The organism is Leifsonia sp. NPDC077715 (assembly GCF_040686855.1).
Classification (GTDB): domain Bacteria; phylum Actinomycetota; class Actinomycetes; order Actinomycetales; family Microbacteriaceae; genus Leifsonia.
On record NZ_JBFBOG010000001.1, the window covers coordinates 164,589 to 191,184 of the forward strand.

The window sequence follows — 26,596 nt, forward strand, 5'->3', positions numbered from 1 at the left end:
CCTCTCTCCGGGCAACGGCTACTGGAAGCGGACGCCGGACCCGCCGCGCGACCGCCGCCCGGCGAAGGCGGCGTCCATCGCCTGTCGCACGATGTCGGAGGTGTACCCCTTGCGTGCGAGGAACCCGTGCAGACGGCGCCGAGCGGTCTCGTCGTCGTAGCCGGACAGCTGCCCGATGCGCTTGACCGCGAGTTCGGTCGCGCGCTCCAGCTCGTCGTCCTCCCCGATGTCTTCGAGAGCCGCCTCGATCAACTCGGGGTCGATGTGCCGGCGCTTGAGGTCCTGCTCGATCACCGTGCGCCCCAGCCCTTTGCGGCTGTGCTGCGTGAACGCCAGGGTTGCCGCGAGCGACGCGTCGTCGATCACGCCGAGCTTCTCGAGCCTGTCGAGCTCCGGACCGAACACCTCGGGAGCGATCTCGCGCTTGGTCAGCAGCTGCTCCAGCTCCCACCGGGACATGCCGCGACGCGCCAGCTGGCGGATGGCGACGCCCGTCGCCTTCCGAGTCTGTCGCTCGGTCTCCTCGTCCAGCTCTTCCGAAGCGTCGTCCGAGGATGTCACCGCCATCGAACGCGATCGCGCGGTCGGCGCCGAAGGGTCTGAACCCCAGGTGTTGTTCCACCCACCGCTCGAAATCTCAGCGACGGGTCGCGCCGCCGACCTCCGCGACGGATGCGCATCGGACGCGTGCTCGCGCCCCGCGCCCGCCGTGCGGAGCGGCGTCACGGGCGCTAGCCGCTCGCCCTCCGCCCCTCCGCCGGACGACGGCGCCTCAGACGACTCGTCACCCTCGGGCGACGACGGGAATCTCACCACCACGCGGAACTCCTCCCGGAGGCGAACGCCACCGTTACGCGCCCTTGCGGGCCTGCAGCTTGTCTTCGATCGAGCCGACGTTGGACGGCGCCGCGGCAGCCGCGTTCGGGTCGGGGATGATGCCGAGCTTGATCTTGATCTTCTGCTCGATCTCGGCGGCGACGTCGGGGTTCGCGATCAGGAAGTTCCGCGAGTTCTCCTTGCCCTGGCCGAGCTGATCGCCCTCATACGTGTACCACGCACCCGACTTCTTGACGATCGCGTGCTCCACGCCGAAGTCGAGGAGGCTGCCCTCGCGCGAGATGCCCACACCGTAGAGGATGTCGAACTCGGCCTGCTTGAAGGGCGGCGCCATCTTGTTCTTGACGATCTTGACGCGCGTGCGGTTGCCGACCGCCTCGGCGCCGTCTTTCAGGGTCTCGATACGGCGGATGTCGAGGCGGACGGACGCGTAGAACTTGAGCGCCTTACCACCGGCGGTCGTCTCGGGGCTTCCGAAGAACACACCGATCTTCTCGCGCAGCTGGTTGATGAAGATCATCGTGGTGTTGGTCTGGCTGAGACCACCCGTGAGCTTGCGGAGCGCCTGCGACATGAGGCGGGCCTGCAGACCGACGTGCGAATCGCCCATCTCGCCCTCGATCTCGGCGCGAGGCACGAGCGCTGCGACGGAGTCGACCACGATGAGGTCGATGGAGCCGCTTCGCACGAGCATGTCAGCGATCTCGAGCGCCTGCTCACCGGTGTCGGGCTGCGAGACCAGGAGGGAGTCGATGTCGACGCCGAGCTTGCGGGCGTACTCGGGGTCGAGCGCGTGCTCGGCGTCGATGAAGGCCGCGATGCCGCCGGCGCGCTGCGCATTGGCGATGGCGTGGAGGGTCAGGGTCGTCTTACCCGAGGACTCCGGGCCGTAGATCTCGATGATGCGGCCACGCGGGAGGCCACCGATTCCGAGCGCGACGTCGAGCGCGATGGATCCGGTCGGAACGACCTCGACGGGAGCGCGCTCGTCGCTGCCCAGTCGCATGACGGACCCCTTGCCGAACTGGCGGTCGATCTGCGCGAGAGCGGTCTCGAGCGCCTTCTCGCGGTCTGCGGGTGATGGCATTGCGGTTCTCCTTCGTGGCTTCGCTACGGTTCGACTCTAGGAGTGACGTCCGACACTGGAAGCGCGGGCGCGCGATCTGTGGACAACCGGTTTTCGACTGCCGTTGTGAAGAAGTCTAGCCAGTTCCGAACATATCTTCGAGGGTACGGAACCGGCGTGTCGCGGTGCGGATCAGCGCTTCGGCGCAGGCTTCCCGGCGCCGTACCAGCGCGACGACGGCACGCCCGTCTCTTTGCAGAGCGCGATCCAGACCTCGCGGGGCGGGAGCCCCGCCGCGATCGCCTCGTTGGCGGTGCGCCCGCCGAGCTCGGCGAGCACGAGGTCGGTCAGCAGCGTCTGGCCGTAGGAACTGCCGAACTCGTCGGAGACGGCACGCTGGAACTCGCTGAGCTTCATGGGTCCTTACTTCGGGGTGCAACAGAGAACAGGTGGGTGGGAAAACGAAGGACGCCCCGCTGTTCGCGGGGCGTCCTCGACAGTCTTCGGAATCAGCGGACGACCAGGTCCGAGTCCATCGCCGAGACGAACTCGTCGGGCACCGTGTCCGGGATCACCGGCTCGAGGCCTTCGAGAACCGCGATGCGGTCGCCGACCTCGCGCATGATGACCGAGACCGGGGTCTCGAGCGCGTCTGCAACGGAGGCGAGGATCTCGCTCGACGCCTCCTTCTGTCCGCGCTCGACCTCGCTGAGGTAACCGAGCGCCACGCTGGCCTTGCTGGCGACCTGGCGGAGCGTACGTCCCTTTTGCAGGCGGAAGTCCCTGAGCACGTCGCCGATTTCCTGACGTACAAGAATCATTCGGAGCCTCCTTCTCTTACCCTGCCGACGTATCGATGGGATACGAATGTACCGCATCCGGATGCTCCACGATATCGAGGGCCACTGGGCTTTTCTTGTGAATGCAGCAGGTGTAACCAGACCGAAACACCGCGTATTCCCGCGGTAACGCGGGATGTTCACACGGCTGTTATGCCCAGCTCCTCCGCGAGCGCGGCGACGGCCGACACGACGGTGGCGCGGCGGATCGCGTCGCGGTCCCCGGACAGCTCGAGAGCGATGGCACGCGTGCCGCGTGCGGATGAGACGCCGACGAACACGGTGCCCACCGGACGCCCGCCCTGCGGGTCGGGGCCGGCGACCCCCGTGGTCGCGAGGCCGACGTCCGCCGGGCGTCCGTCCACGGCCAGCCGCTGCCGGACGCCGCTCGCGAGCTGGCGTGCGACCTCGGGGTGGACGGGCCCCTCAGCGGCGAGCAGGTCCGCATCCACTCCGAGGAGCGAATGCTTGAGCTCCGTCGCGTAGACCACCGCTCCCCCGAGCACGACGGCCGACGCGCCGGGCACGCTCGTGAGCTCTGCGGTGAGGAGGCCGCCGGTGAGCGATTCTGCCGCCGCGATCGTCAGACCGCGGTCGATGAGCGTCCGGACGACCGCGGCGGTCGCCGGATCAGGCGACGGCACGCTTCGCCCTCCGGCCCTTCCACGCCTGCCAGAGGTAGTCGATGCCGGTCCAGACGGTCAGGATGACAGCGGCCGTCATGAGGACACCATTGACCCAGAAGATCCAGTCGCCGAAGACCGTCCAGAGCGGGACGAGCGCGAACGAGATGGCCACCGACTGGACGATGGTCTTGATCTTGCCGCCGCGGGAGGCCGCGATCACGCCCTGCCGGATGACGACGAAGCGGTAGACGGTGATGCCGATCTCGCGCACCAGGATGACGACGGTCACCCACCACGGCAGCTCGTTGAGGATGGACAGCGCGATGAGCGCTCCCCCGGTGAGCACCTTGTCGGCGATCGGGTCGAGGAGCTTGCCGAGTTCGGTCACCTGTCCGTTGCGTCGCGCCAGGGCACCGTCGACGCCGTCGGTCGCGATGGCGAGGATGAACAGGGCGGCCGCCGCCCAGCGCAGCCAGCCGTCGTCGCCGCCGTCGGCCAGCAGCATCCAGACGAAGAGCGGGGCGAGCAGGATGCGCACGACGGTGATGACGTTGGGCAGGTTCCAGTTGCTCACGCGCTTCGCTCCGCCGTCCGCCGGGATGGGCGGAGGCGCGTCGGGCACCGACATCGCTGTCTACTCCCTGCCGGTCAGCTGCCAGGCGTCCTCGTCCGAGTCGCCGTCGACCTCAGGATAGCCCGCCGTCATGTCCGCGACGGGATCGGCTCCGTACCGATCATCGTCGTACTCGCTCTGCAGCGCGGCAGCAGCGGCCGGCGCAGCAGCGGCCGGCGCAGCAGCGGCCGGCGCAGCAGCGGGAGCGGCCGCTGGCGACGGCTCCTCGCCGCGCAGGCGCGCCATCACCTGCGGCAGCTGCTCGGCGGTCACCAGAACGTCGCGGGCCTTCGAGCCCTCCGACGGGCCGACGATCTCGCGCGACTCCAGCAGGTCCATCAGGCGACCCGCCTTGGCGAAGCCCACGCGGAGCTTGCGCTGCAGCATCGAGGTCGAGCCGAACTGGGACGACACCACGAGCTCGGCCGCCGCGAGCAGCAGCTCGAGGTCGTCGCCGATGTCGGAGTCGATCTGCTTCTTCTCGGCTCCGGCCGTGACGTCCTGCCGGTACTCCGGCCGCGCCTGGCGCGTGACGTGGTCGACGACTTTCTGGATCTCGTCCTCGTTGACCCACGCGCCCTGCACCCGCAAGGCCTTGGAGGCGCCCATGGGCAGGAACAGCCCGTCGCCCTGGCCGATGAGCTTGTCGGCGCCCGGCTGGTCGAGGATGACGCGGGAGTCGGTGACGCTCGTCACGGCGAACGCGAGCCGCGACGGCACATTCGCTTTGATCAGACCCGTGACGACGTCGACGGACGGACGCTGCGTCGCCAGCACCAGGTGGATGCCGGACGCGCGCGCCAGCTGCGTGATGCGGACGATCGAGTCCTCCACGTCTCGCGGCGCGACCATCATCAGGTCGGCGAGCTCGTCGACGACGACCAGGAGGTACGGGTACGGCTTGAGCTTCCGCTCGCTCCCCTCCGGCAGGACGATTTCGTTGTTGATCACCGCGCGGTTGAAGTCGTCGATGTGGCGGAAGCCGAAGCTGGCCAGGTCGTCGTACCGCATGTCCATCTCCTTCACGACCCACTGCAAGGCCTCCGCGGCCTTCTTGGGGTTCGTGATGATGGGCGTGATCAGGTGCGGCACGCCGCCGTAGATGGTGAGCTCCACGCGCTTCGGGTCGATGAGCACCATGCGCACCTCGGAGGGCTTCGCACGCATCAGCAGTGAGGTGATCATCGAGTTGACGAAGCTGGACTTGCCGGAGCCGGTCGAGCCGGCGACCAGGAGGTGAGGCATCTTCGCGAGGTTGGCGACGACGAAGCCGCCCCCCACGTCCTTGCCGACGCCGATGGTCATCGGGTGCGTGCTCTTCGCCGCCGCGGGCGAGCGCAGGATGTCGCCGAGCGACACGATCTCGCGGTCGGTGTTCGGGATCTCCACGCCGATCGCGCTCTTGCCCGGGATGGGCGACAGGATGCGCACCTCGTTGCTGGCGACGGCGTACGACAGGTTCTTGCTCAGCGCCGTCACGCGCTCGACCTTCACACCCGGGCCGAGCTCGATCTCGTACTGCGTGACCGTCGGACCGCGCGAGTAGCCGGTGACCTTCGCATCCACGCCGAACTGCGTCAGCACCTCGGTGATCGCGGCGACGATCTCGTCGTTGGCGCCCGACCGGGTCTTGGCCGGAGTGCCGGCCGACAGCATGGACGCCGACGGCAGGTGGTACGGGGCCGTGGGCTGGGGCAGTGCGGGCGGTTCGGCCGCCTCCTCGTCGAAGTCCTCCGCACCGGCCTGGAAGCCGGGCAGCACGGCACCGGCGCCGGGGACACCGCCGCCCGACGTCGGCATCGGCGCGACCGCCGTCGGCGGCAGCTCGCCCGTGAAGCGCTTCAGGGCGTCCTCGGCCTGCGCCAGCTCGCCGATGACCTCGGTGTTGTAGTGGTCGCTCGACGGGTCGGGCTCGAGCGGGGTGGCGAACTCGCCCTTGCCGCGCTGCTGAGCGCCGAACACCTCGGTCAGCCCGTCGACGCCGGGGGCGTCGTAGTCCGGGTCCTCCTCTCGCTGCGACTTGTTGCGCCGCCACCAGGGCAGGTTGGCCTCGGCCTCCGGCTCGTCGTCGATGCCGTCGAGCTCGACCTGCTTGGACGCCGCCTTGGCCTCCTTCGCCTCGGCGCGCTCGTCCTCGGTGGGCAGCTGGGCGCCGAAGAGGTACGCGTACAGCTCTCGGATGCGGGCGGGCAGCTTGTTCGGCGGTGTCTTGGTGATGATGAACAGGCTGAGGATCAGCAGCAGGATGATCACGGCCCCGGCGCCGTACGGGGTGATCACCAGCGAGAGCGGCGCCGCGACCAGCCAACCCAGAACGCCGCCCGCCTGGGCGAGGGCGATCATGCCGTCCGACGGCGACGGGTGCGGGCTGAACAGGTGGCACAGCCCGGAGACCATGAGCAGCAGGATGCTGAGGCCGATGCCGATGCGCGTGTTGTCGTGCACGGAGCTGGGATGCCGGAACAGCCACGCGGCGAAGATCACCATGACGACGGGCAGCGCGAAGGCCACGCGGCCGAACAGGCCGCCGAACGTCCAGGCGTCGAGCGTGCGCGCGACCTGGTCGTTGATGAGGAACCACTCGACCACCGCCCCGGCGATCGCGAGCAGCACCAGGAAGAAGGGGAAGCCGTCGCGGCGCTCCTCTTTCGAAAGCTTCTCGGGACCGAGGGCGCGGAACGCCGCCCCGGTGAGATGCGCCAGCCCCATCCAGGCGCGGATGAGCGGGCTGGGCCCCGCGTCGGCCGCCGGGTACGCGACCGTCTTCTGCTGCGCGGTCTTCGACGCCGGCTTGCGCGCGGTCGACCCGCCGCGGCCGGAGTTCCGGGCGCGGGAATTCGACTTGGTGCTCGTGGCCATGGGGACAACGGTACGTCGTGCCCCCGTCAACGCCGGGATACCGCGCCTGGATTGTGGAAAATCCGGTTGCTCAGCGGACTGTGAGCACCATCGTCTCCGAGCCGCCCTGCGAGGCGACGGTCACGTATCCCTCGCTCTGGTACAGCCGGTGGGCGAAGTTCCCGTGGGCGACGCTGAGGCTGAGGCGCGCGTGCCCCCGGGCTGCGGCCGTCCGCGCGAGCTCGCGGAGCAGCGCGCGACCGGCGCCCTGCGCCCGCCAGTAGGGGTAGACGCCGAGCGTCAGCTCGGGGACGCCGACCGCCACGAAGCCGTAGCCGGGCGCGTTCGCCGGGAACAGCCGCGCCCAGCAGGCGCCCACCGGCAGGCCGTGGGCGTCCTCCGCCACGCAGCCGAAGTCGCCGGGACGCTGCCAGCCGGCCACGTACCGCGCGACCGCACGGTCCTCCAGCACGGAGAGGCGTGGGCGCGCCCGCACCGGGTCCCAGTTGGCCGCCTCGACCAGCATGTCGGTGAGCACGCGCGCATCCTCGCCCGTGGCGGGACGGATGCGGAACGCGTTCATGGAGGAACGCTACCCGCGCTCGTGTTACGCGCGGGTTACGTCCGGCTCCTCACGCCTCGATGACGAGCGGCACGATCATCGGCCGGCGGCGGTAGCTGGTGTTGACCCAGCGGCCGACCGTGCGGCGGACGACCTGCGAGAGCGCGTGGGAGTCGCGGACGCCGTTGTGCGCCGCGTCCGCAAGCGCCGCCGCGATCTTCGGCTTGACGTCATCGAACACCGCGTCGTCCTCGGCGAAGCCGCGGGCGTGCACCTCCGGCCCGGTGACGATCCGGCCCGTGGCCGCCTCGACCACGACGATGATCGAGATGAAGCCCTCTTCCCCGAGGATCCGGCGGTCCTTGAGGTCGGCATCCGTGATCTCGCCGACGCTCGAGCCGTCGACGTAGACGAAGCCGAGGTCGAGCTGGCCGACCACGCGGGCGACGCCGTCGCGCAGGTCGATGACCGAGCCGTCCTCGGCGAGAATCGTGTTCTCCTCCGGGACGCCGGTGTCCATCGCCAGCCGCGCGTTCGCGACCAGGTGGCGGTACTCGCCGTGAACCGGCATGACGTTCTTCGGCTTGAGGATGTTGTAGCAGTACAGCAGCTCACCCGCGGCGGCGTGACCCGAGACGTGCACCTTGGCGTTGCCCTTGTGCACGACGTTCGCGCCGAGCTTCGTCAGCCCGTCGATGACGCGGTAGACGGCGTTCTCGTTGCCCGGGATGAGGCTGGAGGCGAGGATGACGGTGTCGCCGTGCCCGACCTCGATCTGGTGGTCGAGGTTGGCCATGCGCGCGAGCACGGCCATCGGCTCGCCCTGCGACCCGGTCGACATGTAGACGATCTCGTCGTCGGGGAGGTCGGCGGCCTTCTTGTAGTCGATGAGCACGCCCTCGGGCACCTTGAGGTAGCCGAGCTCGGCGGCGATGGTCATGTTGCGGACCATCGAGCGTCCCAGCAGCGCGACGCGGCGCCCGTTGGCGGCGGCAGCGTCCAGGACCTGCTGCACGCGGTGGACGTGACTGGAGAAGCTGGCGACGATGACCCGGCGCGGCGCCCGCGCGATGACGGTGTCGAGCACCGGTCCGATGGACCGCTCGAGCGGCGTGAAGCCGGGCACGTCGGCGTTGGTCGAGTCGGCGAGGAACAGGTCGACGCCCTTCTCGCCCAGCCGTGCGAACGCGCGCAGGTCGGTCAGCCGGTCGTCGAGCGGGAGCTGGTCCATCTTGAAGTCGCCGGTGTGCAGCACGACGCCGGCGGGCGTGGTGATCGCCACGGCGAGCGCATCCGGGATGGAGTGGTTGACCGCTACGAACTCCAGGGAGAACGGGCCGAGCTGTTCGACCTGCCCCTCCTGCACGGTGAGCGAGTACGGCTGGATGCGGTGCTCCTTGAGCTTCGCCTCGACCAGGGCGAGCGTGAGCCCCGACCCGATGAGCGGGATGTCGCGGCGCAGCTTCAGCAGGTAGGGCACCGCGCCGATGTGATCCTCGTGGCCGTGCGTGAGCACGACGCCGACGACGTCGTCGAGGCGGTCGCGGACCGGTCCGAAGTCGGGGAGGATGAGGTCGACGCCCGGCTGGTCCTGCTCCGGGAAGAGCACGCCGCAGTCGACGATGAGGATCTTGCCCTCGTACTCGAAGACCGTCATGTTGCGGCCGATCTCGCCGAGACCGCCGGTGGGGATGATCCGGAGGGTTCCGGGTTCGAGCGCGGGAGGCGCAGAGACGAGGTTGGGCATATGCCCTCCTATTTCCGTATTCGTATGCGGGGCTTCTCGCGCCCGCGATGTGGTGTGGCCGCCTTCCCGGCGGCCGTCAGCGTGTGGTCCCGGCGATCTTCGGGAGCGCTCCACCCGCGGCCGCGTTGCGGTCGGGGCGGAAGTTGGAGAAGTCGACGCCGGGGATGTCCTTGACGAGGTCGAGCTCGTCCTCGATCTGGGCGGCCTCCCACTCCTCGGGGCCGACGAGCGGAAGTCGCACGCGGGGGCTCGAGATGCGGCCGAGGCCGTGCAGGATGTACTTGGTCGAGACGGTGCCCGGCACATGGGTCATCACGGCGCGGACCAGCGGCTCGAGCTTTTTGTGGGCCGCCGTCGCCGTGGCCAGGTCGCCCGCATTGACCGCGTCGACCATCTGCCGGTACGGCGTCGCCGCGATGTTGGCCGTGACGCCGATCAGGCCGCTCGCCCCGATGGCGAGGTGCGGCAGCACGTTCGCGTCGTCGCCCGAGAAGTACAGGAGGTCGGTCTGGTTGAGCACCCGGCTGACCTCGCTGAAGTCGCCCTTCGCATCCTTGATCGCCAGCACGTTCGGGTGCTTCGCGATGCGCAGGATGGTCTCGTACTTGATCGGGACGCCCGTGCGGCCGGGGATGTCGTACAGGATGACCGGCAGGTCGGTCGAGTCGGCGATCATCCGGAAGTGGGTCAGGATGCCCGCCTGCGTCGGCTTGTTGTAGTACGGCGTGACGACCATGACGCCGTCGGCGCCCGCCTTCTCGCTCTGCTGGTAGAGCTGGATGGCGTGGGCCGTCTCGTTCGAGCCGCCGCCCGTGATGATCTTGGCCCGGCCGCCGGCGACCGACTTGCCGACCTCGACGAGCCGCAGCTTCTCGGGGTCGGTGAGCGTGGAGGTCTCGCCGGTGGTCCCGGTGACCACGATGCCGTCGGCCCCTGCCTGGATCACGTCGTCGATGTGCTTCTCGACCGCGGCCCAGTCCACTTCGCCGTCGGCGGTGAACGGTGTGACCAGGGCGACGAGCACCTGGCCGAACGGGTTCGCAGTGGTTGGCATGGCTCCTAGGCTATCGGGTCGCCGTCACGCGAGGTCACATTCTCTGCGCTGTGGAGAAGTCGGGCGTAACGTCCCGACCTGTGAACGGATTCGCCGCCCTCGGCATCCTGCTCGGGCTCGTCGCCGTCGCCACGGCCGGCGGCCTGCTCTGGCGCGCCACCACCGGCCGTTCCCGCTCGGCGCGCGGCCACCAGGTGCTCGCGCCCGCGGACGTCGACGTGGCGGCCTTCGGCGACCGGGCCACCCTGCTGCAGTTCTCCACCGAGTTCTGCGCGCCGTGCCGCTCGACCGCACGCGTCCTCGGCTCGATCGCCGACGACGCCGACGGCGTCCGGCATCTGGAGATCGACCTGACCGACCGACCGGACCTCGCCGACCGGTTCCGCATCCTGCAGACCCCCACCACCCTCGTGCTCGACGGCACCGGGGCCATCCGCGCCCGGATCGGCGGCGCGGCCCGTGCGGACGACGTCCGCGACACCCTCCACCGCATCCTCGGGAGCGACCATGTCACAGCCTGAACCGACCGCGTCCCCTGCACGCGGGATCGACCCGCGCTCCCCGCGCTTCGGCGCCGGGATCACCGCGGTCCTGCTGCTCGTCGACCTCTTCCTGTCCCTTGTCGGCGCCACCGTCGCGGCGGCCGTGCTCCTGCTCGTGATCGCACTGCTGTTCGCCTGGGGCGCCTTCGCCGGCGTGCAGCGGCACCCCTACGGCGCGCTCTACCGGGCGCTCATCCGCCCGCGGCTGGCTCCCCCGGCCGAGCTGGAGGACCCCGCTCCCCCGACCTTCGCCCAGGGCGTCGGCCTCCTCGTCACCGGCGTCGGGCTCCTCCTGTTCGTGCTCGGCGTCCCGCTCGCTCTGCCGATCGCGGCCGCGCTCGCCTTCGTGGCGGCCTTCCTCAACTCGGTCTTCGGATACTGCCTCGGCTGCCAGCTCTACCTGCTGCTGGTGCGCGCCCGCGTGATCCGCCGCCGCGCGACCGCCTGACGCCAGCGGCCCAGCCGGGAATCCGCCGTGCACCGGATGACGGCGTCGGACCCCGTCAGTAGTGTGGAACGGGCCCGGCCGCGCTCGGCGGCCGCGTCTCGTAGGAGGTCTCCATGGCAGTCACCAGCGCATCCACCACCGTCTGGAACGGCGATCTGAAGAGCGGATCGGGCACCGTCACGCTCGACTCGTCGCACGCGGCCGAGCTGTCGGTGAACTGGAAGGCCCGCTCCGAGGGCGGCGCGGAGGTCACCACGCCGGAGGAGCTGCTGGGAGCCGCGCACGCCGCCTGCTTCTCGATGGCGTTCTCGAACGGGCTCGCGCAGTTCGGCCACGCGCCCGAGAGCATCCGCACCACGGCCGCCGTCACGTTCGACCCGGCCCAGGGCATCACCGGCAGCCACCTCACGGTCGTCGCGACCGTCCCCGGTCTCTCGCACGAGGACTTCCAGCGGCTCGCCGACGAGGCGAAGGCGGGCTGCCCGGTCTCGCGTGCGCTGGTCGGCATCCCGATCACGCTCGAGGCGTCGCTGGCCTGATCCCTCGTCCGCGACCGAAGGGCGGAGCGACATGAAGGTGCTGCTGGCCGGTGCATCCGGCCTGATCGGCGGCGAACTGCGGTCGCAGCTCGCCGCGGCGGGGCATGACGTTCTCCGACTCGTCCGGCGCGAGCCGTCGTCGTCCGAGGAGGTCCGCTGGGATCCGGCGGAGCGATCGGTCCCCATCGACGCGCTCGAGTGGGCCGACGCGGTCGTCAACCTCTCGGGGGCTTCGCTGCAGCGGCTCCCGTGGACGAAGGCGACCAAGCGGCGCATCCTCTCCTCGAGGCTGCAGGCGACCGGCACCCTGGCCGACGGGATGCGGCGTGCCGACGATCCCCCGGCCGTGTTCCTGAGCGGGTCGGCGGTCGGCTTCTACGGCGACCGGCCCGGCCAGCACTTGACGGAGGCGGCGAGCAAAGGGAGCGGGTTCCTCTCGGACGTCGCGGACGCGTGGGAGGCCGCGGCGCGCCTCGCGCCCGAGTCGACGCGCCTCGTGCTCGCCCGCACCGGCGTGGTCATCGGCCGGGGCGGCGCGATGAAACCGCTGCTACCGCTGGCGAAGGCCGGGCTCGCCGGGCCGCTCGGCTCCGGACGCCAGCACTGGCCGTGGATCAGCCTGCACGACGAGGCGGCCGCGCTCGTCCATCTTCTGGGATCGAGTCTCGACGGGCCGGTCAACCTCGCGGGGCCGACTCCGGCGACCGAGAGGGAGGTCGTGAAGGCGCTGGCACGCGCGGTTCGTCGGCCGTCGGTCGTCCCCGTCCCGACGTTCGCGATCGAACTGGCCCTGCAGGACGCCGGACGCGAGCTGCTGCTGGCCGACCAGCTGGTGGTGCCGCAGAAGCTGCTCGACGACGGGTTCGTGTTCCGCGACCCGACCGTGGAGGACGCGATGGACCGATTGGTGGAGGTCCGGGCCGCCTAAGCCGGCCGCTCCCCCGCCTTCGCGTCCGCGCGCTCCAGCCGGATCGCCTGACGCAGCGCCTCGCGCGCCCGGCGGCGGTCGCCGGAGGCGTCGTACGCGAGCCCGAGCCGGAACCAGGCACGCCAGCTCGACGGCGCCGCCTCCACCTCGGCCTTGTACTCGGGGAACTGGGCATCCGCCGCGTCCCGCAGCGGCCGTCCACTCGCCCGGGTCGGCAGGTCCTCGACCGGGAGGTTGCCCTCCGCCTCCAGCTGCCGCACCAGTCGCTCGGTGCGTGCCCCGAACAGCAGCTCGCGCCCGATCGCCCACGCCGCGATCACCGGCAGCACGAACAGGGCGATGCCCATCGCGATCCCGATCGCCACACCGGACAGGATGAGCAGCACGGCGCGCTGGGTGACCAGCACGAGATAGACCAGAAGGAGCAGCGCCATCAGGATGGCGGCCAGGCGATTCCTCATCGGCGGTGCGTTCTCCTGCTCAGCGGGCCAGCTCGGTGCCGTCGTCGCCCGCGTCGCGGACAGTCCGACGCGGCGGCTCGCCACTCGGCTCGGCGATCCCGAGGTCGATCAGCTTGTCGAGCCCGACCGTCACGCCGGTCGCCGTCGCGGCTGCGCGCAGCGCGAGCAGGATGCCGGTCTCATACGCCTCCGACCCGACGGTGTCGTGCTCGATGACCAGCTGCTCGCCGGGACCGCCGAAGATGACCTGCTGCTGCGCGACGACCCCGCGCATCCGGAGGCTGTGGATGGGGACGCTCGCCACCTGCTGCCCGCGGGCGCGCTGGTCCGAGTGCGGCGCCTCGACCGGTCCCTTCGCCGCCCGGGCGGCGCCGATCAGCTCGGCCGTGCGCACCGCGGTGCCCGATGGCGAGTCGACCTTGCCCGCGCCGTGCGCCTCGATGATCTCGATCGAGTCGAAGAAGCGCGCCGCGACGGTCGCGAAGGCCGTGCCCAGCGCGGAACCCAGCGAGAAGTTCGGGATGACGACCGCGCCACGGCCCTCGTGCTGGGCGACGCGGCGCTCCAGGTCGAGGATGCGGTCCGCCGACCAGCCGGAGGTGCCGACCAGGACGTTGAGGCCGTGGTCGACGGCGAAGGCGACGATCCCGGGGCTCACCTGCGGAAGCGTCATATCGACCAGCACGTCGGCGCCGAGCATGTCCTCCAGAGGGGAGCGCGAGTCGAGGCGGGCCACCAGCTCCAGGTCGTCGGCCTGCTCGATGAGGCGCACGGCCACGCTTCCCAGTTTTCCGGTCGCTCCGGCGACGGCCACGCGAATGCTCACACACCCAGCCTACCTGCGCGCCTGCGGACGACCCGCGGCTCAGCCCGCCCCGGCGCTACGCTGGACCGATGGTGTCTTTCGCCGACGTCGCCGTCACCGACGCGACCGCCCACCGGATGCTCTCCGACTACTTCGCCGAGCGCGCCGAGACGTTCCCGAGCGCGCAGGGCGCCTACCGGACGGCCTTCCCGGATCCGGGCCAGTTCGTCGCGCCGAACGGCGTCTTCCTCCTCGCCTACGACGACGGTTCGGAGGTCGGCTGCGGCGGCGTCCGCGAGCTGCGCGTCCCGCTGGGCGAGACCGAGGACGGCGCCCCGGTCGTGCGCTACGAGATCAAGCACCTGTGGGTCACGCCGTCGCGGCGCGGCAACGGGTACGGCCGCGCCATCCTGGTCGAGCTGGAACAGCGCGCCCGCGGCTTCGGCGCGACCGAGATCGTGCTCGACACCAACGCCAGTCTCGAGGCGGCCGGCGGGCTGTACCGGGCGCACGGTTACGAGAGCATCCAGCCGTACAACGACAACCCGAACGCGACCGACTGGTTCCGCAAGCGGGTCGAACCGATCGAGTAGCCCGGCTCAGACCGGCTGCAGCTCCGGCAGGCCCGTGCGGAGCTCCACCGGCAGGTGGCCCAGGTCGTTGTGCACCACCAGGACCGGCGGCTTGGCCGAACGCACGCGGATGATCGTGAGGCCGCAATTGGCCTGATTCAGTCCCAGCCAGCGCCAGTCCGGGGCGTCGAACACGTGCCGCACGAACCATCCGATCACGAAGTTGTGCGTGATCAGCAGGTCATGCCGGTCTCCCATCGCGGGCGTCAGGAACTCGTGGACCGCGTCGTCCATCTGCGCGCGCCCCGCCTCGATCTCCGCCTCCGTCACCGGGCCGAAGAACGACTCGAACGCCTTCGGCATGTCCGGCGTCGGCCCCGACGGGATGCAGTCGAACAGCAGGCTCGACGGCTGCGGCTCCAGCGCGGGCATCCGCTCCGCCATGATCGACGCGGTCTCGGTGGCCCGGTTGAGCGGCGAGTGGTACATCGACGTGAACGGGATGCCGCTCAGCCGCTCGGCGATCAGCTGCGCCTGCCGCTTACCACGCGGTGACAGGGGGCCGTCCGGCATCCCGTGCTCGGCATCCTGCTGCTCGCCGTGGCGCACGAGGTAGATGTAGTGGGGCACGAGGGTGGACCTTTCGAGAAGAGCGGAGCGGGAGGGAGGCGGATCAGGGAGCGAGACCGGCGAACGTGTCGTCGGTGACGCTCCCCACCGCCGCGACGGAGAGCGGCCGTCCCGCCAGATCGGCGGCGAGCTCCCGCACGTCGTCGACGGTGACGAGGTGCAGGCGGCGGAGGCTCTCATCCAGGTCGGCGAACTCGCCGAGGGTGATCTCGGCGCGGCCGAGGCGGGACATGCGGGTGTCGGAGTCCTCCAGCGCCAGGGCGGCGCCGCCGGACAGCTGGCCGACGGCGCGGCGCAGCTCGTCGGCGGTCACGCCGTCGGAGCCGAGCCTGCGCAGCTCGTCGAGCATGAGCTCGGTGACCTGCCGCGCCTTCGCGGGCGCGCAGCCGGCGTAGAGGCCGAAGACCCCGGCGTCCGAGTAGGAACCGGAGAAGGAGTAGACGGCGTAGGCGAGGCCGCGGCGCTCGCGGACCTCCTGGAACAGCCGGCTGGACATCCCGCCGCCGAGGATGGAGTTGAGCACGCTCATCGTCGTGCGGCGCGGGTCGGTGGCGACGGTGCCGGGCATCCCGACGAAGACGTTCGCCTGCTCGGTCGGGCGCTGGACCGTGACCACGGCACTGCCGCGCGAGATGGTCGCGGTGCCGCCGGTGCGGCGGTCGACCGGGGTGGCGGGCAGGTCGAGGTCCCAGCCGGCGGAGAGGAGCGCGCGCTCGACGCCCGCGACCAGCAGGTCGTGGTCGACCGCTCCCGCGGCGGTGACCACGAGGTCCTGCGGCCGGTAGTTCGCCCGGTAGTGCTCCCACACACCGTCGCGGGTGGCGGCGTGGATGGTGTCGGGGCGGCCGCCGATGGGACGGCCGAGGGGATGCGCGCCCAGCACGGCCTGGAACATGCGCTCGTTCGCGACGTCGCCCGGGTCGTCCTCCGCCATCGAGAGCTCTTCCAGGATGACGCCGCGCTCGTTCTCGAACTCGGCCGGGTCCAGGACGGAGGAGGTGAGCATGTCGCCGATGACCTCGACTGCCATCGCGAGGTCGCGATCCTGCACCTTGGCGTAGTAGCAGGTGTACTCCTTGGCGGTCATCGCGTTGTGCTCGCCGCCGACCGAGTCGAAGGAGACCGCGATGTCGAGAGCCGTCCGCGACCGTGTGCCCTTGAACAGCAGGTGCTCGAGGAAGTGGGTCGAGCCGAGGGTTCCCGGATGCCCGGGCTCGCTCTCGTGCTCGTCGCGCGAGCCGACCGCGACCCAGTAGCCGAGGGTGGCGCTCCGGGCGCCCGGAACCTGCTCGCTCAGGACGCGCACCCCGCTCGGCAGGATCGTGCGGCGGACCAGCGCCTCGCCCGACGCGGCGAAGGTGAGGTCGGCCAAACCGAGCGGAAGGTCGACTGCGCTGTTCATCCCCTCCACCCTACGCCAGCCTCCGTCGGATGCCTCGCGGCACAAATCGAGGACAAACAGACTCGTCTGTCTACTGCTATACTGCGAGAACCGAAGGGAGGCGGCCCCTCGTCTCCCCCTCAAGCAAGGGAGTCGTGCCGGATGGTCGTAAGTGCCCGAGCGACCATCCGGCCGCCCGCCCCGTCCAAGGTCAAGATCCTCGCGACCGCCGACGAGCTCTTCTACCAGGAGGGCATCCACACCGTCGGCGTCGACCGCATCATCGCGGGCGCGCGCGTCACCAAGGCGACGTTCTACAAGCACTACCGGTCGAAGGACCTTCTTATCATCGCCTACGTCGAAGGCCGCGACCGGCAGGTGCGCGAGTGGTTCGCCGAGAAGGAGGCGGAGCTCTCCGACCCGCGCGACGTTGCCCGCGCCCTGGTCGACTCCATCAACGAGGAGGCGGTGCGCCCCGGGTTCCACGGCGACCCGTTCATCAACGCGGCCGCGCAGTTCTCCGACCCGAGCGACCCCGTGCGTGTGGCGGTGACCGCCCACCGCGACTGGTATGCGGACCACATCGAGGAGCTTTTCCGCCGCATCGGGCACCCGCGCCCGGGCGACGCCGCCGACGACCTCATCCTCGCGCGCGACGGCGCCCTGGCCGGCGGCTACGTGGGCGACCCGATCGCCGCGGGCGCCGCCCTGCACCGCGCGCTCGACCGCATCCTCGCCGAGGCGTAGCCCGCCCAACCCTGCCGGTCTGGTTGACGCAACACGCCGCTGCGTCACCCCGTCGCACGGCGTGTTGCGTCACCCAGACGCATCCCGACCGCCGCCCGCCTGCGCTGCCACCCCATCCATGGGACGCAACACGCCGTCACGACGTGCGCATGACGGCGTGTTGCGGCCCATGGATGCGTCTAGTGGGCCCAACACGCCGTTATAGGGCGATGCGTCACGGCGTGTTGGGACCAGTAGATGAGCGGACGGGCTGGGACGGGGCGGCCGCCGCGGCGTTACGGAGCGGCAGGCGGGCGCGGGCTACTCGGAGACGCGGTCGAGGTCGAGCATCTGGGAGCGGGTCAGGCGGATGCCCGCCGCGGCCATGAGCGCGTCCACCTGGTCGGGGCGGCTGGCGCTGGCGACGGGCGCGATGATGGTCCGCTTGGCCAGCAGCCAGGCGAGGGCGATGCTCGCGGGAGCCACCTTGTGCTCCGCCGCGATGCGGTCGAGCACCGCGAGCACCCGCTGGCCGCGCCGGTTGACGTAGGCCGCCGCGCGCACGCTGCGCGCGCCCGCCGTGAGGTCGCCCTTGCTGCGGTACTTGCCGGTGAGGAAGCCGTTCGCCAGCGCGTAGTACGGCATCACGCCGAGCCCCTGCGCGGCCGCGACGATCCGCGGGGCGCTCTCGAACTCGGTGCGGTGCATGAGGTTGTACTGGTTCTGGATGGCGACGAACTTCGGCAGGCCGGCCGACGCCAGGATGCGCGCCTCGATCAGGCGGTCCGCGCTGAAGTTGGAGGCGGCCAGGTAGCGCACCTTGCCGCTCTCGATCAGCCACTCCGCCGTCGCCAGGCTGTCCTCCAGCGGTGTCTCGGGGTCGTCGTCGTGGAAGTACAGCAGGTCGATGCGGTCGGTCTTCAGCCGCTCGAGCGACGCCTCGACGGCGCGCACGATGCTGACCGAGCCGAGGCCGGGGTTCTCGTGGTGGCGGCCGACCTTGGTCGCGATGACCATGCGGTCGCGGTTGCCGCGCTCGCGCATCCAGTTGCCGATGAGCACTTCGCTGCGGCCGCCGACGTAGCTGTCGGCGGTGTCGATGAAGTCGCCGCCCAGCTCCGCGAAGCGGTCCAGGATGGCGAGGGATGTGTCGCCGTCGGCCGTCCAGCCGAAGACGCTCGCGCCGAGCGACAGCGGGTACACCGCGAGGTCGCTCTCGCCGATGCGGCGAGGCGCGATGACGGCGAGCGGACCGGTGCTCTCGATGGCCGGGTCGATATCGACCACGCCGGTGGGCGGTTCGGCGGTGCCCGCACGCGCTTGTTCGCGGGCGGAGGCGGGCTGCCGGAGGCGCAGGGGAAGCAGCTGTGGCATCTCTCCCCCTCCCCTCGGCATGGCCGATAACGCTTGAGTCACTCGAATCGATTCGAGATCGTTCGATTCCCTAGTGAACACTTGCAGGTTACGGCATGCCTCGGACAGTCAGATGCCGAAACGGTGAACCACCCGGGAATGCTTGGTCACATTTTCATCACGAACGGCGCAGCACGGCTCGGGCGTGCGCGAGGACCGGTCCGTCGACCATCCTCCCGTCATGCCGGAACACCCCTCCGCCCGCCGCGGCGGCTGCTTCGAGGAGCTCACGTGCGGCCTCCACCTCCTCCTCGGAAGGCCGGTACGCGTCTCGGATCGTGGACACCTGCCCGGGGTGGATGCACGCCGTCGCCGCGAACCCGACGGCCACCGCGTCCTCGGCCTCCGCCGCCAGCCCGTCGAGGTCGGCGATGTCGAGATGGACCGTGTCGATCGCGTACGCACCCCCCGCTCCCGCGGCGAGCAGGACCGCCGAGCGGGCCGCCCGGGCGACGTCGCGGTAGCGGCCGTCGGCGTGCCGGCTGGAGGTCCCTCCGAGCGATGCCACCAGGTCCTCGGCGCCCCACATGAGCGCGAGCACGCCGGGCGCCTGCGCCAGTGCGGGCGCTGTGAGGACGCCGGCGGCCGTCTCGCACAGCGCGATCACGTCGTACCCGCCGAGCCGCGCGAGGTCGCCGGCGCTCTCGGCCTTGGGCAGCATCACCGCCCGGTACGGCGTCGCGGCGAGCGCCGACACGTCGGCGTCGTGGTCGTCCGTCCCGGCCTGGTTCACCCGCACGATCACGCGCGCCGGGTCGAGGTCGGAGGCGACCAGCGCCTCCCGCGCCTCGACGCGCCGGGCCGGATCGACGGCGTCCTCCAGGTCGAGGATGACCGCGTCCGCCCGCTCCAGCGCCTTCGCGTACCGCTCGGGCCGGTCGGCCGGGCAGAACAGCAGCGCCGGACCCCACGGGAACGGCCGCCCGGCTGCCGTCACAGGATGCCGTCCGGCGAGGTCGCGCCCGGGTCGAGGGCATCGGCGTCGGCCACTCCCCCGGCGTCGACGGCGCCGACCGGCGAGGCATCCCGGCACCACACCATCACCTGGCGCGTCGCCGTCGCGACGATCACGCCGTCCTGATTGCGGCCGGTGTGCTCCAGCGTGACGATGCCCTGTCCGGGGCGCGAGGCCGACAGCCGTTTGCCGACCACGACCGTCTCCGAGTAGAGCGTGTCGCCGTGGTGCAGCGGATGCGGGAACGACACCTCGCTGAATCCGAGGTTCGCGACGATGGTGCCCTGCGTCAGCTGGGTCACCGACGCGCCCACGATCGTGGCGAGCGTGAACATGGAGTTGACCAGCCGCTCCCCGAACGGCTGCCGCGCCGACCACGCCGCATCGAGATGCAGCGCCTGCGTGTTCATCGTCAGCGTGGTGAAGAGGACGTTGTCGGCCTCCGTCACCGTGCGTCCCGGCCGGTGCAGGTAGCGCGTGTCCGGCTCGAACTCCTCGTAGTACAGCCCGCGCTGCTCGATCTCGCGCATCAGGCCGCCTCCTCCGTCAACTCGACCGCGAGCGGTGCGCCCGTCGCGGCGACGACCTCGTCCACGGTGACGCCCGGCGCGGTCTCGCGCAGCACCAGTCCGTCGGGCGTGACGTCGATCACGGCGAGGTCGGTGATGATGCGGTCGACGCATCCGGTGCCGGTGAGCGGCAGGGTGCACTCCTGGAGGATCTTCGGGCGCCCCTCCTTGTCCACGTGCTCCATCATGACGATGAGCCGTTTCGCGCCGAAGACCAGGTCCATCGCGCCGCCCATCCCCTTCACCATCTTGCCGGGGATCATCCAGTTGGCGAGGTCGCCGGCGGCGCTGACCTCCATCGCGCCGAGGACGGCGAGGTCGACGTGTCCGCCGCGCACCATCCCGAACGACAGCGACGAGTCGAAGAAGGCGGCGCCGCGGTTCACGGTCACCGTCTCCTTCCCGGCGTTGATGAGGTCGGGGTCGACGGCGTCGTCGGTGGGATACGGCCCCACCCCGAGTACGCCGTTCTCCGAGTGCAGGATCACCTCGACGCCCTCCGGGATGTAGTTCGGGATGAGCGTGGGCATCCCGATCCCGAGGTTGACGTATTGGCCGTTCTCGAGTTCGCGCGCCACGCGGGCGGCGAGCTCGGTGCGGGTGAGGCTCATCGTGCGCTCCCTTCGGCGACCGTGCGCCGCTCGATCCGCTTCTCGACACCCGGCGCGTAGACGACGCGCTGGACGAAGATGCCCGGGCAGTGCACCTGGCCCGGATCGAGCTCGCCCGGCTCGACCAGCTCCTCGACCTCCGCGATGGTGACCCGGCCCGCCATCGCGGCGAGCGGGTTGAAGTTCATCGCTGCGGCATGGAAGACGAGGTTGCCGTGCCGGTCGCCCTTCGCCGCGTGGACGAGGGCGAAGTCGGGACGGAGGGACCGCTCCAGCACGTACTCGGCGTCGTCGAAGGTCCGCACCTCCTTCGGCTCGCTGGCGACGGCGACCGAGCCGTCCGGGGCGTAGCGGCGGGGCAGGCCGCCGGTGGCGATCTGCGTGCCGACGCCCGCGGGTGTGAAGAAGGCGGGGATGCCGGCGCCGCCCGCGCGCAGCTTCTCGGCCAGCGTCCCCTGCGGGGTGAGCTCGACCTCCAGCTCGCCGGAGAGGAACTGGCGGGCGAACTCCTTGTTCTCGCCGACATACGAGCTGATCATCTTGGCGATGCGGTGCTCGGCGAGCAGCAGGCCGAGGCCCCAGTCGTCGACGCCGCAGTTGTTGCTCACCACCTCCAGGTCGGTCGTCCCGTCGTCGAGCAGCGCCTGGATGAGCGCGCTCGGGATGCCGCAGAGCCCGAACCCGCCGACGGCGAGCGTGGCGCCGTCGGGGATGTCGGCGACCGCCTCCGCGGCCGTCGCCACCGTCTTGTCGATCATCCGTCCTCCTCCTCGTCGAGTGTCTGGCCGGCTCCAGGCTAGGCGTCGAAGCCCAGCGCGCGGGAGATGATCATGAGCTGCACCTCGCTGGTGCCCTCGCCGATCTCCAGGATCTTCGAGTCGCGGTAGTGGCGGGCGACCGGGTTCTCGTTGAGGAAGCCGTAGCCGCCGAAGATCTGGGTCGCGTCGCGCGCGTTGTCCATCGCGGCCTCGCTGCCGACGAGCTTGGCGATGGAGGCCTCGAGCTTGAACGGCTTGCCCGCCATCAACTTGAAGCAGGCGTCGTAGTACGCGAGCCGCGCCGCGTGCACCCGGGCCTGCATCCGCGCGATCTTGAAGGCGATGTACTGGTTGGAGCCGATCGGCCGTCCGAAGACGTTGCGGGACTTCGCATACCGCAGCGCCTCCTCCAGGCAGCCCTGCGCGGCCCCGGTGCACAGCGCGGCGAACGCGACGCGGCCCTCGTCCAGTGTCAGCAGGAAGTCCGCGTACCCGCGACCACGCTCGCCCAGGAGGTTCGCCTCGGGCACGTGGACGTCGGTGAGCGTCAGCGGGTGGGTGTCGGAGGTGTGCCATCCCACCTTGTCGTAGACCGGCTCCGCCACGAAGCCGGGGGTGCCGGTCGGGACGATGATCGCCGACAGCTCCTTCTTGACCGACCCGTCGGCGCGACGCTCCTCGCCGGTCACGGCGGTGATCGTGACGAGCTTGGTGATGTCGGAGCCGGAATTGGTGATGAACTGCTTGGTGCCGTTGATCACCCACTCGCCGTCGCGGAGCACCGCGGTGGTCTTGGTGCCGCCCGCGTCGGATCCCGCGTCCGCCTCGGTCAGGCCGAAACCGGCGAGCGCCTCGCCGCGCGCGAGCATCGGCAGCCACTCCTGCTTCTGCTCCTCGGTGCCGTTGCGGTAGATGGGCATGGCGCCGAGGCCGATGCCCGCCTCCAGGGTGACGCCGATGGACTGGTCCACGCGTCCCAGCTGCTCGACGGCGAGGCAGAGCGACAGGTAGTCCTTGCCCTGGCCGCCGTACTCGACCGGGAAGGGGAGGCCGAACAGTCCCATCCGGCCCATCTCGGCGATGATGCCGTACGGGAGGCTGCGCTTGGTGTCGTACTCGTAGGCGGCCGGGGCGACGACGTTGTCGGCGAAGTCGCGCACCTCGTCGCGGAGGCGGCGCTGCTCGTCGGTGAGCTCGAAGCCGGCGACCTCGGTGTCGGCGGGCCGGTCCATCTGCATGGTCATGGGGTTCCTGTCTGTCTCGGAAGGCTCTCGTGGGGCCTATCGCTGGGCGGCGGCCGGGGGTGCCGGCGCCGCGTCCACCTCGAGGGGCGGCACATCGGTGGGGAGGTCGGGCTCGTCGGCGTCGGGCTCGCCGGCGTCGGGCTCGTCGGCGTCGACGCGGGCGACGAGCTGGTCCAGCCGGACGAGATCGCCCGGCTGCACGTGCACGGTGACGGCGCCCGCGACCGGGGCGAGGAGGCGGTGCTCCATCTTCATCGCCTCGACCACGACGACCGTGTCGCCGGCGTCGACCCGGGCGCCGGACTCGACCGGGACCGCGACCACGGTGCCCGGCATCGGCGAACGGAGCTCGGGATGCGCGGCCGCGTCGCCGCGGTCGAGCGCGGCGAGCCGGTCGGCGAGCCGCGCGGCGCGATCGCGCAGGCGCAGCGGGCGGGCCCGCCCCTCGCGGGCGATCCAGACGGTGTCGCCGTCGCGGGCGACGTCGAAGCGCAGCGTGCAGCCGTCGAGGTCGACCAGGGCGACGGCGGGCTCGCCGGGGCGCTCGGGGTCGCGCAGACGCAGGGACGCCGCGCGGGCGTCCCCTTCTGCGACGGCCACCTGGGCCACCGACGGCTCGCCGGTCACGGTCACCGTCACGCCGTCCACGTCGTACCGCGCGGGCCGTGCGCGCCCCAGCCGCCATCCGGTCGGGGCCGCCCACAGCATCCCGACCGCCGTCGGGGGCTCCTGCCAGCGGTCGAGGTGGGCGACCAGCGCCGCCGCGACGAGCTCGTCCTCCCCGGCCGGGGTCGGCGTCAGCTCCGAGTAGCGCCGGTCGATCAGCGTGGTGTCCATCCACCCGGCGACGACATCCTCGTCGGCGGCCAGCTCGGCGAGCCACGCGACGTTCGACACCGCCCCGAGGATGCTCGTGCGGCCGAGCGCCCCGCGCAGCCGCGCAAGCGCCTCCGACCGGTCCGACCCCCAGGCGATCACCTTCGACAGCATCGGGTCGTAGTCGGTCACGATCGGGATGCCCGCCGCGAGACCGCTGTCGACCCGGACGCCCTCCCCCGTCGGCTCGCGCAGCGCCAGCACGCGGCCGGCGGCGGGCAGGAAACCGCGCTCGGGGTCTTCGGCGTACACGCGGGCCTCCACGGCGTGCCCGGTCAGTGTCACGTCGTCCTGCACGAAGCCCAGCGGCTCGCCCGCCGCGATCCGCAGCTGCTGCTCCACCAGGTCCAGCCCGGTCACGAGCTCGGTCACGGGATGCTCGACCTGCAGCCGCGTGTTCATCTCCATGAAGAAGAACTCGTCCGGCGCCTCCGCCGACACCAGGAACTCGACCGTCCCCGCCCCCACATAGCCGACCGACGCGGCGACCCGGCAGGCGGCCTCCCCGATCCGGGCGCGGGTGGACGCGTCCAGCAGCGGCGACGGAGCCTCCTCGATCACCTTCTGGTGGCGGCGCTGGAGCGAGCACTCGCGCTCGCCGAGGTGCACGATCCCGCCGTGGCGGTCGGCGAGCACCTGCACCTCGATGTGGCGCGGGGACGACACCAGCCGCTCCAGGAACAGCGTGTCGTCGCCGAACGCGGCCGCGGCCACGCGGCGGGCGGCGCGCAGCGCCTCCGGGAGCTCGGCGGCCGACCGCACGGCCTGCATCCCCTTGCCGCCGCCGCCCGCCGACGGCTTCACCAGCACCGGGAAGCCGATGCGCTCGGCGGCGGCGATCAGGTCGTCGTCGGAGAGCCCGGGCTCGGCGATGCCGGGGATGGTCGGCACGTCGTGCTCGGCGACGGCCTGCTTGGCGGTGATCTTGTCGCCCATCACCTCGAGCGCGTGCACGCCCGGGCCGACGAAGACGATGCCGGCGCTCTCGCACGCCTCGGCGAGTGCCGGGTTCTCGGACAGGAAGCCGTACCCGGGATGGACGGCCTCGGCGCCCGTGCGGCGCGCAGCCTCGACGATCGCGTCGACGTTCAGGTAGCTGTCGCGCGCGGGCGCCGGTCCGAGCCGGACGGCGACGTCGGCGAGCGCGACGTGCGGAGCGTCGCGGTCGGCGTCGCTGTACACCGCGACCGAGCGGATGCCGAGCTTCTGCAGTGTCCGGATGACGCGGCAGGCGATCTCGCCGCGGTTGGCGACGAGCACCGTGCCGAAGGGGGTGGAGGTCATCGTCATCACATCCGGAAGAGGCCGAAGGCCGTGTCGGGAAGCGGGGTTCGCGCGATCACGTCGAGCGCGAGGCCCAGCACGGTGCGGGTCTCGGCGGGGTCGATCACGCCGTCGTCCCACAGCCGGGCGGTCGAGTAGTACGGGTTGCCCTGCTCCTCGTACTGCGCGGCGATCGGCGCGCGGAAGGCGGCCTCGTCGTCGGCCGACCACTCCTCGCCGCGCGCCTCCAGCTGGTCGCGCTTCACGGTCGCCAGCACGCTCGACGCCTGCTGACCGCCCATCACCGAGATGCGTGCCGCGGGCCACATCCACAGGAAGCGCGGCGAGTACGCCCGGCCGCACATGGAGTAGTTGCCCGCGCCGAACGATCCACCGATGACGACGGTCAGCTTCGGCACGCGGGTCGTGGCGACCGCGGTGACCATCTTGGCGCCGTTCTTCGCGATGCCGCCGGCCTCGTAGTCCCGGCCGACCATGAAGCCGGAGATGTTCTGCAGGAACAGCAGCGGGATCCCGCGCTGATCGCACAGCTCGATGAAGTGGGCGCCCTTGAGCGCGGACTCGCTGAACAGCACGCCGTTGTTCGCCACGATGCCGACGGGGTGGCCGTGGATGCGGGCGAAGCCGGTGACGAGCGTGGTGCCGTACTCGGGCTTGAACTCCTCGAAACCGCTGCCGTCGACGATCCGCGCGATGACCTCGTGCACGTCGTAGGGCGCCTGCACGTCGACCGGGACGACGCCGTACAACTCGGCGGGATCGGCGGCCGGATCGACGGCGTCGAGGACCGGCCAGGCCGGGTCGAGCGGCGGCGGGAGGGTCGCGACGATGTCGCGCACGATCGCCAGCGCGTGCTCGTCGTCCTCGGCCAGGTGGTCGACGACGCCCGAGGTGCGCGCGTGCAGGTCGCCGCCGCCCAGCTCCTCCGCGGTGACGACCTCGCCGATCGCCGCCTTCACCAGTGGCGGCCCGCCGAGGAAGATCGTGCCCTGGTTGCGGACGATGACCGTCTCGTCGCTCATCGCCGGCACGTAGGCGCCGCCCGCGGTGCACGAGCCGAGCACGGCCGCGATCTGCGGAATCTTCGCCGCGGACAGCCGGGCCTGGTTGTAGAAGATCCGGCCGAAGTGGTCGCGGTCGGGGAAGACCTCGTCCTGCATCGGCAGGAACGCGCCACCCGAGTCCACCAGGTAGATGCAGGGCAGGCGGTTCTCGAGCGCGACCTCCTGGGCCCGGAGGTGCTTCTTGACCGTCATCGGGTAGTACGTGCCGCCCTTCACGGTGGCGTCGTTGCACACGATCATCACGTGGCGGCCGGCGACCAGGCCGATCCCGGCGATGACGCCGGCCGCGGGGCTCTCGTCGTCGTACATCCCGGTCGCCGCGAGGGGTGCCAGCTCGAGGAAGGGGCTGCCCTCGTCGAGCAGCGCGTCGATGCGGTCGCGCGGGAGCAGCTTGCCGCGGGCCACGTGGCGCTCGCGGGCGCGCTCCGGTCCCCCGGCCGCGGCTGTGGCCAGCCGCCGTCGCAGGTCGGCCACCAGCTCGCGCTGGGCGGCGTCGTTCTGCTCGAACCGCGCATCCGTGGCGGACGCCTCGCTGATCAGGGTCGGCATGCTGCTCCGTTGTCGTCGTCGACAGTCGGTTAGTGGTCACTAACTCGGTTTTAGGTTAG

At 71.0% G+C, this 26,596-nt stretch carries 28 protein-coding genes; 6 read left to right on the plus strand and 22 right to left on the minus strand.

The annotated features are described in order from the left end of the window. Positions 1-18: 18 nt before the first annotated feature. From AB0P25_RS00795 to dapA, 10 genes are all read right to left on the minus strand, one after another. The gene (locus tag AB0P25_RS00795; protein WP_363804837.1) at positions 19-567 is read right to left on the minus strand and encodes a regulatory protein RecX; all 549 of its coding nucleotides are present in this window, start codon (positions 565-567) and stop codon (positions 19-21) included. 283 nt (positions 568-850) lie between these two features. Then, positions 851-1,924 carry a recombinase RecA gene (gene recA / locus AB0P25_RS00800; protein ID WP_064109385.1) on the minus strand — a complete coding sequence of 358 codons (1,074 nt, stop codon included), beginning with the start codon at positions 1,922-1,924 and terminating at the stop codon, positions 851-853. 171 nt (positions 1,925-2,095) lie between these two features. Continuing rightward, positions 2,096-2,320, minus strand: coding sequence for a DUF3046 domain-containing protein (locus AB0P25_RS00805; RefSeq protein WP_363804838.1), 225 nt, complete (start codon positions 2,318-2,320; stop codon positions 2,096-2,098). A 92-nt stretch (positions 2,321-2,412) separates the two neighbouring features. Beyond that, on the minus strand, positions 2,413-2,724 hold the full coding sequence (locus AB0P25_RS00810; RefSeq protein WP_064109387.1) for a helix-turn-helix transcriptional regulator: 312 nt from the start codon (positions 2,722-2,724) through the stop codon (positions 2,413-2,415). Positions 2,725-2,882: 158 nt separating this feature from the next. Further along, a complete protein-coding gene (locus AB0P25_RS00815) occupies positions 2,883-3,386 on the minus strand; it encodes a CinA family protein (protein WP_363804839.1) in 504 nt (167 codons plus the stop codon). Continuing rightward, positions 3,373-3,996, minus strand: a complete 624-nt coding sequence (gene pgsA / locus AB0P25_RS00820; protein ID WP_363804840.1) for a CDP-diacylglycerol--glycerol-3-phosphate 3-phosphatidyltransferase — start codon at positions 3,994-3,996, stop codon at positions 3,373-3,375. Before pgsA ends, AB0P25_RS00815 begins: the two co-directional genes overlap by 14 nt. A 6-nt stretch (positions 3,997-4,002) precedes the next feature. Next, on the minus strand, positions 4,003-6,840 hold the full coding sequence (locus AB0P25_RS00825; protein ID WP_363804841.1) for a DNA translocase FtsK 4TM domain-containing protein: 2,838 nt from the start codon (positions 6,838-6,840) through the stop codon (positions 4,003-4,005). 70 nt (positions 6,841-6,910) lie between these two features. Beyond that, the gene (locus AB0P25_RS00830) at positions 6,911-7,402 is read right to left on the minus strand and encodes a GNAT family N-acetyltransferase (RefSeq protein ID WP_363804842.1); all 492 of its coding nucleotides are present in this window, start codon (positions 7,400-7,402) and stop codon (positions 6,911-6,913) included. Positions 7,403-7,451: 49 nt separating this feature from the next. After that, entirely contained in the window at positions 7,452-9,128 is a 1,677-nt protein-coding gene (locus AB0P25_RS00835; RefSeq protein ID WP_363804843.1) for a ribonuclease J, read from the minus strand. A gap of 76 nt (positions 9,129-9,204) precedes the next feature. Next, the gene (dapA, locus tag AB0P25_RS00840) at positions 9,205-10,182 is read right to left on the minus strand and encodes a 4-hydroxy-tetrahydrodipicolinate synthase (RefSeq protein ID WP_363804844.1); all 978 of its coding nucleotides are present in this window, start codon (positions 10,180-10,182) and stop codon (positions 9,205-9,207) included. A gap of 80 nt (positions 10,183-10,262) precedes the next feature. On the opposite strand from dapA, the gene AB0P25_RS00845 reads away from it, so the two are divergent. The 4 genes from AB0P25_RS00845 to AB0P25_RS00860 all read left to right on the plus strand — a co-directional run bounded on the left by AB0P25_RS00845 (position 10,263) and on the right by AB0P25_RS00860 (position 12,639). After that, positions 10,263-10,703: a thioredoxin family protein gene (locus tag AB0P25_RS00845; protein ID WP_363804845.1), complete on the plus strand. Its 441-nt coding sequence runs from the start codon at positions 10,263-10,265 to the stop codon at positions 10,701-10,703. Further along, positions 10,690-11,172: a DUF4395 domain-containing protein gene (locus tag AB0P25_RS00850; protein ID WP_363804846.1), complete on the plus strand. Its 483-nt coding sequence runs from the start codon at positions 10,690-10,692 to the stop codon at positions 11,170-11,172. The genes AB0P25_RS00845 and AB0P25_RS00850 overlap by 14 nt, the downstream gene beginning before the upstream one ends. 113 nt (positions 11,173-11,285) lie before the next feature. Beyond that, positions 11,286-11,711: an OsmC family protein gene (locus AB0P25_RS00855; RefSeq protein ID WP_363804847.1), complete on the plus strand. Its 426-nt coding sequence runs from the start codon at positions 11,286-11,288 to the stop codon at positions 11,709-11,711. A gap of 31 nt (positions 11,712-11,742) precedes the next feature. Beyond that, positions 11,743-12,639 carry a TIGR01777 family oxidoreductase gene (locus tag AB0P25_RS00860; RefSeq protein WP_363804848.1) on the plus strand — a complete coding sequence of 299 codons (897 nt, stop codon included), beginning with the start codon at positions 11,743-11,745 and terminating at the stop codon, positions 12,637-12,639. Here AB0P25_RS00860 and AB0P25_RS00865 read toward each other — a convergent pair. After that, the gene (locus AB0P25_RS00865; protein ID WP_363804849.1) at positions 12,636-13,100 is read right to left on the minus strand and encodes a tetratricopeptide repeat protein; all 465 of its coding nucleotides are present in this window, start codon (positions 13,098-13,100) and stop codon (positions 12,636-12,638) included. The two genes, AB0P25_RS00860 and AB0P25_RS00865, sit on opposite strands and share 4 nt — an antisense overlap. Before the next feature lie 19 nt (positions 13,101-13,119). Next, complete coding sequence (dapB, locus tag AB0P25_RS00870) at positions 13,120-13,926, minus strand: 4-hydroxy-tetrahydrodipicolinate reductase (RefSeq protein ID WP_363804850.1); 807 nt, start codon at positions 13,924-13,926, stop codon at positions 13,120-13,122. A gap of 68 nt (positions 13,927-13,994) precedes the next feature. On the opposite strand from dapB, the gene AB0P25_RS00875 reads away from it, so the two are divergent. Further along, entirely contained in the window at positions 13,995-14,498 is a 504-nt protein-coding gene (locus AB0P25_RS00875; RefSeq protein ID WP_363804851.1) for a GNAT family N-acetyltransferase, read from the plus strand. A gap of 6 nt (positions 14,499-14,504) precedes the next feature. On the opposite strand, the gene AB0P25_RS00880 is transcribed toward AB0P25_RS00875, so the two are convergent. After that, positions 14,505-15,107, minus strand: a complete 603-nt coding sequence (locus AB0P25_RS00880) for a histidine phosphatase family protein (protein WP_064109401.1) — start codon at positions 15,105-15,107, stop codon at positions 14,505-14,507. Between the two features lie 43 nt (positions 15,108-15,150). Further along, a complete protein-coding gene (locus AB0P25_RS00885; protein WP_363804852.1) occupies positions 15,151-16,509 on the minus strand; it encodes a pitrilysin family protein in 1,359 nt (452 codons plus the stop codon). Between the two features lie 141 nt (positions 16,510-16,650). On the opposite strand from AB0P25_RS00885, the gene AB0P25_RS00890 reads away from it, so the two are divergent. Further along, positions 16,651-17,235, plus strand: a complete 585-nt coding sequence (locus tag AB0P25_RS00890; protein ID WP_363804853.1) for a TetR/AcrR family transcriptional regulator — start codon at positions 16,651-16,653, stop codon at positions 17,233-17,235. Between the two features lie 300 nt (positions 17,236-17,535). Here AB0P25_RS00890 and AB0P25_RS00895 read toward each other — a convergent pair whose 3' ends face one another. The 8 genes from AB0P25_RS00895 to AB0P25_RS00930 form a co-directional block, all read right to left on the minus strand. Continuing rightward, positions 17,536-18,588, minus strand: a complete 1,053-nt coding sequence (locus tag AB0P25_RS00895; protein WP_363804854.1) for an aldo/keto reductase — start codon at positions 18,586-18,588, stop codon at positions 17,536-17,538. 157 nt (positions 18,589-18,745) lie between these two features. Then, positions 18,746-19,564 carry a CoA ester lyase gene (locus tag AB0P25_RS00900; RefSeq protein WP_363804855.1) on the minus strand — a complete coding sequence of 273 codons (819 nt, stop codon included), beginning with the start codon at positions 19,562-19,564 and terminating at the stop codon, positions 18,746-18,748. Then, the gene (locus AB0P25_RS00905) at positions 19,561-20,112 is read right to left on the minus strand and encodes a MaoC family dehydratase (RefSeq protein WP_363804856.1); all 552 of its coding nucleotides are present in this window, start codon (positions 20,110-20,112) and stop codon (positions 19,561-19,563) included. Before AB0P25_RS00905 ends, AB0P25_RS00900 begins: the two co-directional genes overlap by 4 nt. Next, positions 20,112-20,762, minus strand: coding sequence for a CoA transferase subunit B (locus AB0P25_RS00910; RefSeq protein ID WP_363804857.1), 651 nt, complete (start codon positions 20,760-20,762; stop codon positions 20,112-20,114). Before AB0P25_RS00910 ends, AB0P25_RS00905 begins: the two co-directional genes overlap by 1 nt. Further along, positions 20,759-21,520, minus strand: coding sequence for a CoA transferase subunit A (locus tag AB0P25_RS00915; protein ID WP_363804858.1), 762 nt, complete (start codon positions 21,518-21,520; stop codon positions 20,759-20,761). Before AB0P25_RS00915 ends, AB0P25_RS00910 begins: the two co-directional genes overlap by 4 nt. Positions 21,521-21,558: 38 nt before the next feature. Then, the gene (locus AB0P25_RS00920) at positions 21,559-22,764 is read right to left on the minus strand and encodes an acyl-CoA dehydrogenase family protein (RefSeq protein ID WP_363804859.1); all 1,206 of its coding nucleotides are present in this window, start codon (positions 22,762-22,764) and stop codon (positions 21,559-21,561) included. A 36-nt stretch (positions 22,765-22,800) separates the two neighbouring features. Continuing rightward, on the minus strand, positions 22,801-24,924 hold the full coding sequence (locus AB0P25_RS00925; protein WP_363804860.1) for a biotin carboxylase N-terminal domain-containing protein: 2,124 nt from the start codon (positions 24,922-24,924) through the stop codon (positions 22,801-22,803). 5 nt (positions 24,925-24,929) lie between these two features. Then, the gene (locus tag AB0P25_RS00930) at positions 24,930-26,537 is read right to left on the minus strand and encodes a carboxyl transferase domain-containing protein (RefSeq protein WP_363804861.1); all 1,608 of its coding nucleotides are present in this window, start codon (positions 26,535-26,537) and stop codon (positions 24,930-24,932) included. Between the last annotated feature and the right edge of the window lie 59 nt (positions 26,538-26,596).

Excerpts from the sequence above, each read along its gene's own strand:
- AB0P25_RS00795 (WP_363804837.1), bottom strand. The coding sequence starts at position 567 with ATGGCGGTGACATCCTCGGACGACGCTTCGGAAGAGCTGGACGAGGAG.
- recA (WP_064109385.1), bottom strand. The coding sequence starts at position 1,924 with ATGCCATCACCCGCAGACCGCGAGAAGGCGCTCGAGACCGCTCTCGCG.
- AB0P25_RS00805 (WP_363804838.1), bottom strand. The coding sequence starts at position 2,320 with ATGAAGCTCAGCGAGTTCCAGCGTGCCGTCTCCGACGAGTTCGGCAGT.
- AB0P25_RS00810 (WP_064109387.1), bottom strand. The coding sequence starts at position 2,724 with ATGATTCTTGTACGTCAGGAAATCGGCGACGTGCTCAGGGACTTCCGC.
- pgsA (WP_363804840.1), bottom strand. The coding sequence starts at position 3,996 with ATGTCGGTGCCCGACGCGCCTCCGCCCATCCCGGCGGACGGCGGAGCG.
- AB0P25_RS00825 (WP_363804841.1), bottom strand. The coding sequence starts at position 6,840 with ATGGCCACGAGCACCAAGTCGAATTCCCGCGCCCGGAACTCCGGCCGC.
- AB0P25_RS00830 (WP_363804842.1), bottom strand. The coding sequence starts at position 7,402 with ATGAACGCGTTCCGCATCCGTCCCGCCACGGGCGAGGATGCGCGCGTG.
- AB0P25_RS00835 (WP_363804843.1), bottom strand. The coding sequence starts at position 9,128 with ATGCCCAACCTCGTCTCTGCGCCTCCCGCGCTCGAACCCGGAACCCTC.
- dapA (WP_363804844.1), bottom strand. The coding sequence starts at position 10,182 with ATGCCAACCACTGCGAACCCGTTCGGCCAGGTGCTCGTCGCCCTGGTC.
- AB0P25_RS00850 (WP_363804846.1), top strand. The coding sequence starts at position 10,690 with ATGTCACAGCCTGAACCGACCGCGTCCCCTGCACGCGGGATCGACCCG.
- AB0P25_RS00855 (WP_363804847.1), top strand. The coding sequence starts at position 11,286 with ATGGCAGTCACCAGCGCATCCACCACCGTCTGGAACGGCGATCTGAAG.
- AB0P25_RS00860 (WP_363804848.1), top strand. The coding sequence starts at position 11,743 with ATGAAGGTGCTGCTGGCCGGTGCATCCGGCCTGATCGGCGGCGAACTG.
- AB0P25_RS00865 (WP_363804849.1), bottom strand. The coding sequence starts at position 13,100 with ATGAGGAATCGCCTGGCCGCCATCCTGATGGCGCTGCTCCTTCTGGTC.
- AB0P25_RS00875 (WP_363804851.1), top strand. The coding sequence starts at position 13,995 with ATGGTGTCTTTCGCCGACGTCGCCGTCACCGACGCGACCGCCCACCGG.
- AB0P25_RS00885 (WP_363804852.1), bottom strand. The coding sequence starts at position 16,509 with ATGAACAGCGCAGTCGACCTTCCGCTCGGTTTGGCCGACCTCACCTTC.
- AB0P25_RS00890 (WP_363804853.1), top strand. The coding sequence starts at position 16,651 with ATGGTCGTAAGTGCCCGAGCGACCATCCGGCCGCCCGCCCCGTCCAAG.
- AB0P25_RS00895 (WP_363804854.1), bottom strand. The coding sequence starts at position 18,588 with ATGCCACAGCTGCTTCCCCTGCGCCTCCGGCAGCCCGCCTCCGCCCGC.
- AB0P25_RS00905 (WP_363804856.1), bottom strand. The coding sequence starts at position 20,112 with ATGCGCGAGATCGAGCAGCGCGGGCTGTACTACGAGGAGTTCGAGCCG.
- AB0P25_RS00910 (WP_363804857.1), bottom strand. The coding sequence starts at position 20,762 with ATGAGCCTCACCCGCACCGAGCTCGCCGCCCGCGTGGCGCGCGAACTC.
- AB0P25_RS00915 (WP_363804858.1), bottom strand. The coding sequence starts at position 21,520 with ATGATCGACAAGACGGTGGCGACGGCCGCGGAGGCGGTCGCCGACATC.
- AB0P25_RS00920 (WP_363804859.1), bottom strand. The coding sequence starts at position 22,764 with ATGACCATGCAGATGGACCGGCCCGCCGACACCGAGGTCGCCGGCTTC.
- AB0P25_RS00925 (WP_363804860.1), bottom strand. The coding sequence starts at position 24,924 with ATGACCTCCACCCCCTTCGGCACGGTGCTCGTCGCCAACCGCGGCGAG.
- AB0P25_RS00930 (WP_363804861.1), bottom strand. The coding sequence starts at position 26,537 with ATGCCGACCCTGATCAGCGAGGCGTCCGCCACGGATGCGCGGTTCGAG.